Here is a 13,005-nt window from a genome sequence, read left to right as displayed (position 1 = left end):
TCGACATGGCCGGTTCCTCCACGACTCCTTCGCATCCGCGTGCCGCGGCCAAGCCGGCCCGTATCGACGGCCTGCGCATCGCCGCCGCGCTCTCCGGTCTTTTGCCTTATGTGATCGGCTTCGCGAGCCTGTTCCTCGCCTGGCATGTGTTCGCGGTTTATGTTCTGAAATCAGCCCTGTTTCCGCCGCCGCTGGCGGTATTCCATCGCACGATCGAGCTCATCGCCGATGGGTCGCTGATCGAGAACATGGCGATCAGCCTCCAGCGCATCCTGATCGGCTTCGTGCTGGGCTCGGTGGCCGGCGTCGCCATCGGCCTCGCCATCGGCACCTTCATCACGGTCCGCAAGATCGTGGAGCCGTGGACCGAGCTGCTGCGCTTCATTCCGTCGGTCGCGATGATCACCATAGCGGTGATATGGTTTGGCATCGGCGAGAACTCGAAGATCTTCCTGATCATCTACACGACGATCTTCATCGTGATTCTCAATACGGCGGCGGGCGTCGCCTCGATCACTCCCAACAAGATCCGTGCGGCGCAGATGCTGGGCGCCAGCCGCTGGCAGAGCTTCATCTATGTCGCGCTGCCGGCAACCGTTCCCTACATCCTGACCGGCATGCGCATCGCGATGGCCAACTCCTTCACCACGATCGTGGCGGCGGAAATGGTCGCGGCGAGCGCGGGGCTCGGCGTGATGCTTTGGAACGGCCGCCTGTTCATGCAGGTCGAGGACATCTTCGTGTCCCTGCTGGCGCTGTGCTTCCTCGGTTTCGTGACCGACCGCATCTTCCGCTTCGGCATCGTCAAGTTTGCCGGCCGTTACTCACCCATCATCTAAAACAAAGAGGGGACAAGATGATGATCTTCAAGAAGATCGTTGCGACACTACTCCTGTTGGGGGCGGTCTCGGCACCTTCCGCGCATGCGGAAACCAACAAGATGACGATCGGCACCGGCGTCGATCCCGCCTTCTCGGCGTTCTATGTCGCCGACAAGATGGGTATCTTCAAAAAGAACGATCTCGACGTCGATCTCAAGACCGGCCCCAGCGGTTCGGCCATGGTCGGGCTGCTGATCCAGAACCAGATGCAGGGAGCTTTCGGAGCCGAGCAGGCGGGCATCCTCAACTCGACGCTGGACCCGAACGTGTCGGTCATCGCCGAGGGCGCCGCGCTGCAGCGCTGGTTTGCCATTGTGGGCAGGAACCTTGAGTCGCTGGACAGCCTGAAGGGCAAGAGAATCGGCGTTGCCCGCGGCACCGGCAGCGAGATCTTCTGGCTCGCCCTTGTCGACAAGCTCGGCCTGAACGTCAAGGACTACGACGTCATCCAGGTCGACGCGCCGGAGATGATCGCCGCGCTCGAACGCGGCGACATCGATGCCTACAGCGCCTGGGAGCCGTGGGTGTCCAAGGGGCTCGCGGCGATCCCCGACACCAAGATCCTGCGCGACAATGAAGGCGTCATCGAAGGGCGCGTCTATTTCTACGTGAACGACGGCTGGGTGAAAGCTAACCCCGAGGCGGCCAAGCGCTTCACCAAGTCGCTGGTGGAGGCGACGGCGGCGATCAATGACAAGCCTGAGGAAGCGACCCGGATCATCGCCTCGTTTCTGAAGCTCGACGAGGAAATGCTGTCGGGCATGATGAAGAAGATCCGCTTCGACGTCCGCCTCGATCAGCAGTCGATCGATAATCTGGTGATCGGCGCGAAGCAGCTTGAAGCCGCCAAGAAGCTGCGCAAGCCGGTGGACTGGCAGCAATTCGTGAAGCCCGAGCTGCTGCGTTCCGTGGCTCCCGACAAGGTGAATTTCACGGCCCCGCAGTGAGTGAGGCACGTCGTGGCAGGTGAAGGCCGGGCACCCTCGGTGTGTGCCCGGCCTTGGTTTTGGGTTAATCGATGGGCGCGGCGAAGGCCGGTGCGATCTGGCTGGCGATTTCCAGATGGTGCTTCAGCAGCGAGGCGGCCCATTCGCGCTGATCTTCCAGCACGGCGTCGATGATGGCGACATGCTCGCCGATGCGTTTGCGGATTCGTGCGCGATCCAGCACGAGCTGCTCGTTTAGGCGCCGTAACCGGCTGTGACGGCGCACCGCCTCGATGATGAACGAGTTGTGGGAGAAGCCCGCAAGCATCTCGTGAAAGGACGCATTGAGCTCATAGAGCTGGCGCGGATCGGTCGAGGCGGCCATGCTCATCTGATCCTCGCGCATCTGCCGCAGCAACGGCTTGTTGGCGGCGAAGGTCGGTTCAAGCAAGGCCTGAGGCTCGATCAATATGCGGAAACGGTAGCTGTCGCGGTACGTCTCCGGGCTGTTCAGCGTCGGCAGGAAATACCATCCATGTCCCGGCGCCGGCTCGACGACGCCGTCGAGCGACAGCCGGTTCAGCACCCGCAGCAATTGCGAGCGCGGCACGTCGTAGCGCCGCATGAATTCGGCCTCGGTGAACTGCTCGGGCACCAGATTCCGGGCGCGGTCCCGTGCGATGCCGTCGAGCAACTGCTGGTCGAGCGATTTGGGGATCAGCGTGCTGGAGGCGCCGAACTCCGGCATCTTGTCCGGGATGAAATAGCCCCGTTCCGCCTGGCTCAGAAAACCGCGCGTCGCGAGAAACTGCATTACCGCGCGCACCGGGGACCTCGACACGCGGAATTCCTTGCACAACTGCTCTTCCGTGATCCGCTGGCCCGGTGGGAAACGCGTCGCCACAAGATAGCCCGCCATCCGCGCGGCGAGTTCCGCTTGTTTGGCGGTCAAACGGATCTCTTCGTCGTTTGCACTCATTTTGAACCAGATGCGACCGTCGATGGCTCCAATTTTAGAACAGTCTCATCCAAAAGACATAATAAAAATCGGGCCTGTGAAAACAAGGTGGTTGACACATGAATGTATAATATGATGAAATTATACGAAATTGGAGTGTCGCTTATGAAGCTATCACGCAGCGAGCTGCTTGATGAGAAGGCCTATGCCGGGGCGGGTGGAATTGCTCGGGAGACGCGGCGTTTCACGGTCAAGAATCCGGCCTCCGGCGCCGTGCTCGCCTCGCTGCCAAACATGGATAGTGGGCATGCGGCGGCCGCGATCGAGCGCGCCAATGCCGCCTGGCCCGCATGGCGCGCTCTGCTGGCGCAGGAGCGCGCCCGGCTGCTTCGGCGCTGGCACGACCTCATCCTCGAACATCAGGAAGATCTCGCCGCGATCATGACCGCCGAACAGGGCAAGCCGCTGGCGGAGGCGCGCGGGGAGATCGGCTTTGCGGCACGCTTCGTCGAATGGTGTGCGGAGGACGCCAAGCGCGTCTATGGCGACGTCATCCCCTCGCCGCAGCAGGGCTGGCGCACCTTCGTGCTCAAGGAGCCGGCCGGCGTTGCCGCCCTCATCACGCCGTGGAACTTCCCCGCGGCCATGGTGACGCGCAAGGCCGCGACCGCGCTGGCGGCAGGATGTCCGGTCGTGCTCAAACCGTCCGACTTCACGCCGTTGTCGGCGGTTGCGCTGGTGAACCTCGCGATCGAGGCCGGCATCCCGGCCGACGTTTTCGGGCTCGTGACCTGCGACCGCGAACATGTGGCCGACGTCGGAACGCAGCTCGCGACACACCCGGATGTTCGCGTGGTCAGCTTCACCGGCTCCACCGCGGTCGGCAAGCGGCTGATGGCGCAGGCTGCGTCCACGGTGAAGAAGGTCAGCCTGGAGCTCGGCGGCAACGCGCCCTTCATCGTGCTGGCCGATGCCGATCTCGACAATGCGGTTGCCGAGGTCGTGCGCTCGAAGTTCCGCAATATGGGGCAGGCCTGCGTCGCGGCGAACCGCATCTTCGTTCACGAGACGATCTACGATGCCTTCGCGCAGCGGCTGGTCGAGGCGGCAAGGGACCTGCGCATCGGCGACGGTGCGGAGGAGGGCGTCGAGCAGGGGCCGCTGATCAACGAGGCGGCGATCGCCAAGGTCGAGGCGCATATCCGCGTGGCGTTCGAGCATGGCGCGCAGGTGCTGTGTGGCGGGGAACGACACGGGCGCACTGGCAACTTCTTCGAGCCGACAGTGCTTTCGGAGGTCGTCATCGGCACCTCGTTCGATGACGAGGAAACATTCGGGCCGGTCGCGCCGCTCTACCGCTTCTCGGAGGTCGAGGAGGTGATCGCCCTTTCCAATGAGAGCCGCTACGGCCTCGCCGCCTATGTGTTCGGGCGCGACATCCAGAAGGTCTGGCGCGTGGCCGAGGCGCTGGAGGTCGGCGTCGTCGGCATCAACGCGGGCGTGGTCGGATCGGAGGTGGCCCCTCTCGGCGGGCGCAAGGAATCGGGTGTCGGCCGCGAGGGCTCGCGCTACGGCATCGAAGAGTTTCTCGAGACCAAATACGTCTGCCTCGCCGGAATCTAGGAAATCGACATGTATCGCATTGCGGTCGACATCGGTGGCACCTTCACCGATGGCGTTATTGAGAACACCGAGACCAGCCGGATCTGGATCGCCAAGAGCCTCAGCACGCCGGCCAGCCCGGGTGACGCGGTCAGCCGGGTGATCGCCGACCTGCTGGAGAAGTCCGGCGCCTCGGCCGAGGACGTGGTGGACGTCGTCCATGGCAATACCATCGTCACCAACACACTGATCGAGCGGCGCGGCGTGCGCACCGCGCTGGTGGCCACGGCAGGCATGACCGATCTCATCGAGATGGGGCGCGAGGTGCGCTACGATCTCTATGATCTGCACCTCGAATTGCCGCCGCCGCTGGTGCCTGCCGAACTGCGGCTCGGCGCGAACGAGCGCATGGCCGCCGACGGCACCAGCGATACCGAGCTTGTCCAGGCCGAGATTGAGCGCGTCGCCGCCGAACTGCGGGCGCTGCGCCCGCAGTCCGTCGCGATTGCGTTCCTGCACTCCAACGTCTCGGACCGCCACGAGGTGGCGATGGCGCAGGGGCTGCGCGCGCGGCTCGGGAGCGACATCGCCATCAGCGTGTCCTCCCACGTCGCGGGTGAAATCCGCGAATATGAGCGCACCACCACCGCCACGGCGAACGCCTATGTCCAGCCGTTAGTCGAAACCTATCTGCGCGAGCTGGAGGGCCGGCTGCAGGCGCTCGGCGTTGTCGCGCCGGTTCTGATCATGGTGTCGAGCGGCGGCTTCACCTCGGCGGCGGCGGCGGCGGACACGCCGATCGCACTGCTGGAATCCGGGCCGGCGGGCGGCGTCATCAGCGCGGCCCATGCCGGCAAAGCGGCGGGACTGCGCAATGTGCTGGCCTTCGACATGGGAGGCACCACCGCCAAGCTCTGCGTCGTGATCGATGGCGAGCCGAGCGTCGCCCATTCCTTCGAGACGGCGCGTGTGCACCGTTTCAAGCGCGGCAGCGGACTGCCGATCCTCATCCCCAGCATCGATCTGATCGAGATCGGCGCCGGCGGGGGCAGCATCGCGGCGGTGAACGCGCTCGGCCTGCTGAAGGTCGGTCCCGAAAGCGCCGGCTCGGTGCCCGGTCCCGCCTGCTACGGCAATGGCGGTACCGAGCCGACCGTGACCGATGCCGATCTGGTGCTCGGCTATCTCGATCCCGCCAATTTCCTCGGCGGCGAGATGGCGCTCGATGTCGGCAAGGCGCGCGAGGCGCTGGCTCATGTCGGGGCGCGGATCGGCCTCAATGCCCTCCAGACCGCGACCGGCATCATCGATATCGTCAATGAGAGCATGGCCGCAGCGGCGCGGGTCCACATCGCCGAGAAGGGGCACGATCCCCGGAGCTTCACGCTGGTCGCGACCGGCGGCGCCGGCCCGCTGCATGCCGTCTCCGTGGCGCAGCGCCTGGGTGTCAGCCGTATCGTGTTCCCGATCGCGGTGGGGGCCGGCTCCTGCCTCGGTTTCCTTGCCGCGCCGGCCCGGGCGGACCGCGCCTGGTCGCGCATCTCGCCGCTCGCCGGCATGGATTGGGAGGAACTCGGCCGGCGCTTGACTGCGATGCGGGCGGACGCCGAAGCCGAGCTCACCCAGGCCGGCAGCGACGCGGCGGCGTGTCAGTGGTCGGTGGTGGCGGAGATGCGCTTCGGCGGACAAGGCACCACTATTCCGGTGAGCCTGCCTTATCGACTGCCAGGCGACGAGTTCGCCGGCGAACTCGTCGAGCTGTTTACCCGTCGCTATGCCACGCTATTTGGCGGCGTGGTGCCATCAGCTCGTCCCGAGGTCGTGACCTGGCGGGTGATCGCGGTGGGTGGCGAGGCTCATGGCAGCTTCCACTGGCCGCTGGACGCTGGTGAAATTGTCGCGCCCAAGGCTTGGCGCTCGATCTATCTGCCGAAAACCGGGGTTATGGGCGACGTGCCGGTCTATGACCGCTACCGGCTGCCGCCTGGCGCGGCCATCGCTGCCCCGGCCATCATCGAAGAGCGTGAAAGCACGCTCGCCATCCCGCTGCCCGCACAGGTGCGGGTGCTCGCCGACCGTGCCATTCTCGTGGAGCTAGACGCGTGACCGCCCCCCGCGATATCGATCCGATCACACTGGAAATCTGCTGGACCCGCCTCGTCAGCATGGTCGACGAAGCGGCGGCCAATCTGGTTCGCGCCGCTTTTTCCACCATCGTGCGCGAATGCAACGACTATGCGGTGGTGCTGACGGATGCGCAGGGCCGACTGCTGGCCCAGTCGAGCTATTCCATCCCTTCGTTCATCTGCACGTTGCCACTGACCGTCCGTCATTTCATCGCGAAGTTCGGTGCGGACAGCTTCAAGCCCGGCGATGTGATGATCACTAATGATCCCTGGCTCGGCACTGGACATCTGCCGGATGTGAACATCGCTGTGCCTGTGTTCCATCAGGGCAAGCTTGTCGGTTTTGCCGCCAGCGTTGCGCATGTGCCGGACATTGGCGGACGACTGCGCTCGCCCAGCAATCGTGAGGTCTATGAGGAAGGGCTGCGCATCACTCCCGCGAGACTGGTGACCGATGGCGTGACCAACGACACGTTGGTGACCTTGATCGAGGACAATGTCCGCGTGAACGCCGAGGTGATGGGCGACATCTGGGCGCAGGTGAGCTGCAATCGCTCACTTGCCCAGCGCCTGATCGATTTCCTCGACGAAACACAGCTGGATCTCGATCGCCTTGGCACCATCATGTTTGCGCGCGCGGATGCCGCGATGCGCGCTGCGACCAAGGCGCTGCCGGATGGCGACTATCAAAACGAACTGCTGATCGAGGGTAGCGAGGGCGATATTCGCCTGAAATGTCGCCTGACGGTGCGGGGCGAGGAAATCGCGATCGACTATGAGGGCTCCTCGCCGCAGGTGGCGCAGGCCATCAACGTCGTGCCGGCTTACACCTTCGCCTATTCCGCCTATGCGCTGAAGTGTCTGCTCGCGCCCGAAATCCCCAACAATGACGGCAGCTTCCTGTCGATCGCTACTACAGCGCCGCTTGGCTCGATCCTCAATCCGCGCTTCCCGGCATCGGTCGGCGCGCGGGCGATGACGGGGCATCTGCTGCCGCCACTCATCATGGGCGCGCTGGCCGAGGTGCTTCCCGAGCAGGTGCAGGGCGCGCCCGGTTCGCCGCTCTGGGCGGTGCAGCTTGCCGGCACGCATGACGGGCGCGGCTTTGCCACCACCTTTTTCCTCAACGGTGGGCAGGGCGCCTTGCACGACCGCGACGGCCTGCCGGCGCTGAGCTTTCCCAGCAATCTCGCCAACACCCCGATCGAGGTTCTGGAGTCGCGCTGCCCAGTGAAGGTGCTACGCAAGGAAATCCGCCGCAGCACCGGCGGGGCGGGCGCCCATCGCGGCGGCGACGGCCAGATCTTCGAGTTCCGCATCGCGGCCGACAGCCCGGTCACCATCTCGTTCATGGCGAACCGCACCAGCTTTCCCGCGCCCGGTGCCCGGGGCGGCGAGCCGGGGCAGGTTGGCGTGATGCTGGCCGATGGCGCGCCGCTCGACCCGCGCCTCGTCAGCGTGCTGGCACCGGGAACCGTGCTGCGGCTGGAGACACCAGGCGGCGGTGGCTATGGGCCCATTGGGGCGTAAGGCGATGAATTACGACTTCATCATCATCGGGGCCGGATCGGCGGGCTGTGTGCTCGCCAACCGGCTCTCGGCCAGCGGGCGTCATCAGGTGTTGCTGGTCGAGGCGGGGCCAGACTATCCGCCTGGTGTCGAGCCGGCGGATATCCTCGATAGCCTCGCCGGCAAGGCCTATTACAATCCGCTCTACACGTGGCAGGATCTGCGGGTCCATCTCCAGCCTGTGCCGCATAGCGATCCGGATCGCCCGGCGCCGCGACGCTATGAGCAGGCGCGCCTTGTCGGTGGTGGCTCGTCGATCAACGGCATGATGGCAAATCGCGGCATCCCGGCCGACTACGACGAATGGGCCCAACTAGGTGCGCAGGGCTGGTCGTGGGACGAGGTGCTGCCTTATTTCCGGCGGCTGGAAACCGATCTCGATTTTGATGGTCCGTTGCACGGCAAGGACGGGCCGATCCGCATACGCCGCCTGCCGCGCAATGTGTGGCCCGGCTTTACGCGCGCCGTTGCCGAGACGCTGACGCGGCGCGGTTTCTCCTATGCGGAGGATCAGAACGCCTCCTTTGGCGAAGAGCAATTTCCGATTGCGATCTCCAATGCGGAGAACCGCCGGGTGTCGGCGGCGATCGGGTATCTGAGCGCTGAGGTTCGTCGGCGTCCCAATCTGCACATCTGGCCGTGTACGGTGACACTGAAGCTGCTTACCGAAGGCACGCGGGTCGTTGGTGCCCGGGTTCGCCGTGAGACAGGTGAGCAGGACATCCTGGCGCGGGAGACCATCGTCTGCGGCGGCGCCATCCATACGCCTGCGCTCCTGATGAAATCCGGCATCGGACCGGCACTGCATCTACGCATGCAGGGAATGGTGCCCGTGGTCGATCTTCCGGGGGTGGGCGAAAACCTTCAGGACCATCCGGCGATCTCCATGACCGGCCATCTCAAGCCGGACGCGCGCATCAGCCCTGAATTGCGCCGGCAGATGTTCCTTGCCATGCGCTATTCGTCCGGGGTTGCGGGATGCGATCCGCTGGACATGTACATGGTGTGCATCAACCGAGCGGGCTGGCATCCGCTCGGCAAGCATCTCGGCTCGCTGATGGTCTGGCTGAACCGGACTTATTCCACTGGCACGGTCAAGCTCAGTGGCAGCGCGCTTGAGGCTTCGCCCCGGGTCGAGTTCAATCTCCTCAGCGACGAACGCGACCTCGCCCGCATGAAGCAAACCGTGCATTTGCTTGCCGGACTGTTTCGCGAGAACGAGATCGCGAAGACTGTCGACTACGTTTTCCCCACCAGCTACAGCGAGCGGGTCCGTAGGGTCGGGCAGGTCACCGCATGGAACTATGCTCAAACCCTGGCGCTGGCCACTCTGCTGAAGACCTTGCCATTTCTGCGTAAACAGCTGATCGATGGCCTTGTCACGCAAGGTGTGCGGCTTTCCGATCTGCTTAACGATGATGCTGCGCTTGAGGGCTGGGTCAAGGACAGCGCCATCGGTGCCTGGCACGCCTCCTGTACCTGCCGCATGGGCTCCGACGACGACCCGATGGCCGTAACCGATCCGGAATGCCGGGTCCGTGGCGTTGTCGGCCTTCGGCTGGCTGATACCTCCGTGATGCCCTTCGTGCCCCGCGCTAACACCAACGTCCCGGTGATGATGATTGGCGAGAAAGTGGCAGATCACGTGCTGCGCGCGGCTAACGCGAGTTGATTTCGGCTGATGCAGATCAAGCATCTCATTCGACTTTTCCAGACACCGGATATCACCCCATGGACAAGCAAATGACAGGGACGATTGACGAGGGAGCCTTCCGCTCCAACCCATCGCCGTCCGCTATCGGGGTGGGGACGCTAAAGATCGATCTTCGAAGCGATACCATCACACTGCCGACGCCCAAGATGCTGGAGGCGATGACGCAGGCTCCGCTCGGTGACGATATGCGCGAGCGTGATCCGACCGTGGTGGAGCTGGAAGCTCTGGCCGCGCGCATGACGGGGACCGAGGCTGGGCTCTTCGTGACCAGCGGCACCATGGGTAACCTCGTTTCCATGCTGGCACATACCGGGCGTGGCGGTGAGATTCTGGTGGATCCGGACGCGCATCTCATGCGCAGCGAAGTGTCGGGTGCCGTGCATGTCGCCGGTCTCGCGCCGCGGCTTTACCCGGCGCGTCGGGGCTTTCCTGTTCTGGATGCGTTGAACAGCCTTCTGCGCCCGCGTGCGACAGGCAGTTCCTTCAAGACCGCGCTCGTCTGCATCGAGACGACGCACAACAACGCGGGCGGCACGGTTATGCCACTGAGTGACATGGCCGAGTTGCGGGCGATGACGAGGGACGCCAGCGTGCCGTTACATATCGACGGCGCCAGGCTGTTCAATGCCGCAGTGTCGCTCGGCGTGCCAGCTTCGGAGATCGTGCAGCACGCCGACAGTGTGACATTCTGCATCTCCAAGGGCCTGAGCGCGCCGTTTGGCTCTATGGTGTGCGGCTCCGCCGAATTCGTCGCGCGGGCGCGGCTGTGCCGCAGGATGATCGGTGGCGCGATGCGGCAGGGCGGCGTAGTCGCTGCAGCCGGCATTGTTGCCCTTACCTCAATGGTCGAGCGGCTGGTGGACGACCATCGCCGCGCGCAGATTATTGCCTGCGGCCTGCACGCGCTGGATCCGCGCCTGGTCGATCCGGCGGAGGTGGAGACCAACATCGTCATGGCCGATGTCGCCTGCACGTCGCTGACGGTCCATGAATGGATCGCGCGCCTCGCCGCCTTTGAGATCGATGTGCGTTCCTACGGCAAAACTCGCCTGCGTATGGTGACCCACCGCCATATCGACGATGAGGCCGCTCACGCCGTGGTTGCGGGCTTCCGTCGGGTGTTAGAGCGCGAGGCTGGCATTCCCTCCTGACGCGCCCCCAACGTCATTTCCGTCCCAGGACGGCTCACCACAAGGAGAGCCCATGTCTATCAGTGTAGACGACACGCTGCGTGCCGAGATCGCCCCGAAGAAGCGGCTGCGTGCCGCCATCAATCTTGCCAATCCGTTGCTCGCACAGGGCACGGCGGAAGCGCCCCGCGGCATCAGTATCGATCTGGCCGCGGAAATAGGCCGTCGGCTTGGCGTGGAGGTGGAGTATGTGGCGTTCAACGCCGCGGGCAAGGTTGTCGAGGCGCTTAAGAGTGGCGAATGCGACGTTGCCTTCATGGCCTCCGACCCGGCCCGCGCAAGCGATTTCAACTTCAGTCCAGCCTATTTCTTGATCGAGGGCGCCTATCTGGTTGGCGCGCCATCCGCGCTCGCGCAGGCGGACGATGTCGATCAGGCCTCCCGCAGGATCGCCGCCAACAAAGGGACGGCCTATGCGCAGTATCTCGCGCGAGCGCTGAAAAGCGCCGAACTCCTCGCGGTGGACGATGCCTTCGCGACCTTCCGGGCAAATGAGGCAGAGGCCGTAGCCGGCATTCGGCAGGCCCTGAACAGTTACGCGGCGACTCATAGCGACGTGTGGGTGCTGCCCGGCCGCTTCATGGAAATCCATCAGGTGATCGCCCTTCCCGTCGGTCGCGCGCGCGCGGCGCTCTTCGTGGAGGAACTGATTGAAGAGCTGAAGTCGAGCGGTTTCGTCCGCGCGTCGCTTGATCGCAGCGGCCATCCAGACGTGCTGCTTGCGCCGCCGGCAGCGCTCTGAGCGACTGAAGACGTCGCCCGCTTCGCGCGCGACGTCTTCTTTCCAGCGATCCAGTGCGTGGGTCGGGGGCGACGCCTTCGGTGCAGCTTTCTCGTGGGTGGCGGCGTTCGGTGGAATGAATGGCAAGCGAGGAAAGTCCTCACATTTCAGGAGCGGTCCATGCCCCGTTTCGCCGCCAATCTGACCATGCTCTTCAACGAGGTGCCCTTTCTCGATCGCTTCGAGAAGGCCGCCGAGGCCGGCTTCGCCGGTGTCGAGTATCTGTTCCCCTATGACTTCCCCGTCGAGGAACTCGTCGCCAAGCTGAAGGCCCACGGCCTGAAGCAGGTGCTGCACAACCTGCCGGCCGGCAATTGGGGTGCCGGGGAGCGCGGCATCGCGATCTTCCCCGAGCGCGTGGACGAATTCCGCGCCGGCGTCGACAAGGCGATCACCTATGCGACCGCGCTGGGCTGCCCGCAGGTGAACATCCTCGCCGGCATCGTGCCCGCCGGGGCGGATCGCGAAGTGCTGCACAACACCTTCGTGAACAATCTCAAGTTCGCCGCGCCGAAGATCAAGGAAGCCGGCCTCAAGCTGCTGATCGAGCCGATCAACACACGCGACATTCCCGGCTTCTTCCTGAACTACACCAAGCAGGCCAAGGCGATCATCGAAGAGGTCGGCTCGGATAATCTGTTCATCCAGTACGACATTTATCACATGCAGATCATGGAGGGCGACCTCGCCCGCACCATCGAGGCCAATCTCGGCCAGATCGCGCATATCCAGCTCGCCGACAATCCCGGCCGCAACGAGCCCGGCACCGGCGAGATCAATTACGAATTCCTGTTCCGCTACCTCGATTCGATCGGCTACGCCGGCTGGGTCGGGTGCGAGTACAAGCCGAAGGGCGACACCGCGGCCGGCCTCGGCTGGCTGAAGACGCTCACCGGCGCGGCCTGATCGGTCGCTTCCAAGAAAACAACGTCTGGGAAAACGAGGAAAAGATAATGGCTAAGGTTGGATTTGTCGGTCTGGGTATCATGGGTGCGCCGATGGCGGGGCACCTGATCGACGCGGGTCATGAACTTTATCTGTACGACGTGAAGCCGGTCCCGGCGGAACTCACGGGCAAGGGCGGCGTCGCCTGCGCCAACGGCACGGAAGTGGCCAAGAATGCCGACATCATCATCACCATGGTGCCGGATACCCCCCACGTGAACGCGGCGCTGTTCGGCGAGAACGGGATCGCGGCGGGTCTGAGCGCGGGCAAGATCGTCGTGGACATGTCCTCGATCGCTCCGGTGGAGACCAA

General features: G+C 64.3%; 11 protein-coding genes. 10 read left to right on the top strand and 1 reads right to left on the bottom strand.

The window, feature by feature from the left end; translation table 11 throughout:
* Positions 1 to 5: 5 nt before the first annotated feature.
* Together MKI84_RS10240 and MKI84_RS10235 are read left to right on the top strand one after the other, a co-directional pair.
* The gene (locus MKI84_RS10240; protein WP_241619247.1) at positions 6 to 839 is read left to right on the top strand and encodes an ABC transporter permease; all 834 of its coding nucleotides are present in this window, start codon (positions 6 to 8) and stop codon (positions 837 to 839) included.
* 17 nt (positions 840 to 856) lie between these two features.
* Positions 857 to 1,828: an ABC transporter substrate-binding protein gene (locus tag MKI84_RS10235; RefSeq protein ID WP_241619245.1), complete on the top strand. Its 972-nt coding sequence runs from the start codon at positions 857 to 859 to the stop codon at positions 1,826 to 1,828.
* 64 nt (positions 1,829 to 1,892) lie between these two features.
* Here MKI84_RS10235 and MKI84_RS10230 read toward each other — a convergent pair whose 3' ends face one another.
* Positions 1,893 to 2,759 (bottom strand): GntR family transcriptional regulator, encoded by an 867-nt coding sequence (locus MKI84_RS10230; RefSeq protein ID WP_241619243.1) that lies wholly within the window; start codon positions 2,757 to 2,759, stop codon positions 1,893 to 1,895.
* 171 nt (positions 2,760 to 2,930) lie between these two features.
* Here MKI84_RS10230 and MKI84_RS10225 point away from each other — a divergent pair, with 171 nt between their 5' ends.
* The 8 genes from MKI84_RS10225 to MKI84_RS10190 form a co-directional block, all read left to right on the top strand.
* Complete coding sequence (locus MKI84_RS10225) at positions 2,931 to 4,388, top strand: NAD-dependent succinate-semialdehyde dehydrogenase (RefSeq protein ID WP_241619241.1); 1,458 nt, start codon at positions 2,931 to 2,933, stop codon at positions 4,386 to 4,388.
* Positions 4,389 to 4,397: 9 nt separating this feature from the next.
* Entirely contained in the window at positions 4,398 to 6,473 is a 2,076-nt protein-coding gene (locus MKI84_RS10220) for a hydantoinase/oxoprolinase family protein (RefSeq protein ID WP_241619239.1), read from the top strand.
* Positions 6,470 to 8,023 carry a hydantoinase B/oxoprolinase family protein gene (locus MKI84_RS10215; protein ID WP_241619237.1) on the top strand — a complete coding sequence of 518 codons (1,554 nt, stop codon included), beginning with the start codon at positions 6,470 to 6,472 and terminating at the stop codon, positions 8,021 to 8,023. Before MKI84_RS10220 ends, MKI84_RS10215 begins: the two co-directional genes overlap by 4 nt.
* 4 nt (positions 8,024 to 8,027) lie before the next feature.
* Positions 8,028 to 9,734: a GMC family oxidoreductase gene (locus MKI84_RS10210; RefSeq protein ID WP_241619235.1), complete on the top strand. Its 1,707-nt coding sequence runs from the start codon at positions 8,028 to 8,030 to the stop codon at positions 9,732 to 9,734.
* A 59-nt stretch (positions 9,735 to 9,793) separates the two neighbouring features.
* Positions 9,794 to 10,927 carry a GntG family PLP-dependent aldolase gene (locus MKI84_RS10205; protein ID WP_241619233.1) on the top strand — a complete coding sequence of 378 codons (1,134 nt, stop codon included), beginning with the start codon at positions 9,794 to 9,796 and terminating at the stop codon, positions 10,925 to 10,927.
* Positions 10,928 to 10,979: 52 nt separating this feature from the next.
* On the top strand, positions 10,980 to 11,708 hold the full coding sequence (locus MKI84_RS10200) for a transporter substrate-binding domain-containing protein (protein WP_241619231.1): 729 nt from the start codon (positions 10,980 to 10,982) through the stop codon (positions 11,706 to 11,708).
* A 159-nt stretch (positions 11,709 to 11,867) separates the two neighbouring features.
* A complete protein-coding gene (gene hyi, locus MKI84_RS10195) occupies positions 11,868 to 12,653 on the top strand; it encodes a hydroxypyruvate isomerase (protein ID WP_241619229.1) in 786 nt (261 codons plus the stop codon).
* A 47-nt stretch (positions 12,654 to 12,700) separates the two neighbouring features.
* A partial coding sequence (locus MKI84_RS10190) for an NAD(P)-dependent oxidoreductase (RefSeq protein WP_241619227.1) occupies positions 12,701 to 13,005 on the top strand: 305 nt, incomplete at its 3' end.

This window comes from Ancylobacter gelatini, assembly GCF_022601675.1.
Lineage (GTDB): Bacteria > Pseudomonadota > Alphaproteobacteria > Rhizobiales > Xanthobacteraceae > Ancylobacter > Ancylobacter gelatini.
The sequence above is the reverse complement of the archived record's forward strand: the minus strand, read 5'-3'. Positions and strand labels throughout refer to the sequence as shown.

What these genes read in the sequence shown, in the direction of transcription:
- MKI84_RS10240 (WP_241619247.1), top strand. Translation starts at nt 6, where the DNA reads ATGGCCGGTTCCTCCACGACTCCTTCGCATCCGCGTGCCGCGGCCAAG.
- MKI84_RS10235 (WP_241619245.1), top strand. Translation starts at nt 857, where the DNA reads ATGATGATCTTCAAGAAGATCGTTGCGACACTACTCCTGTTGGGGGCG.
- MKI84_RS10225 (WP_241619241.1), top strand. Translation starts at nt 2,931, where the DNA reads ATGAAGCTATCACGCAGCGAGCTGCTTGATGAGAAGGCCTATGCCGGG.
- MKI84_RS10220 (WP_241619239.1), top strand. Translation starts at nt 4,398, where the DNA reads ATGTATCGCATTGCGGTCGACATCGGTGGCACCTTCACCGATGGCGTT.
- MKI84_RS10210 (WP_241619235.1), top strand. Translation starts at nt 8,028, where the DNA reads ATGAATTACGACTTCATCATCATCGGGGCCGGATCGGCGGGCTGTGTG.
- MKI84_RS10205 (WP_241619233.1), top strand. Translation starts at nt 9,794, where the DNA reads ATGGACAAGCAAATGACAGGGACGATTGACGAGGGAGCCTTCCGCTCC.
- MKI84_RS10200 (WP_241619231.1), top strand. Translation starts at nt 10,980, where the DNA reads ATGTCTATCAGTGTAGACGACACGCTGCGTGCCGAGATCGCCCCGAAG.
- hyi (WP_241619229.1), top strand. Translation starts at nt 11,868, where the DNA reads ATGCCCCGTTTCGCCGCCAATCTGACCATGCTCTTCAACGAGGTGCCC.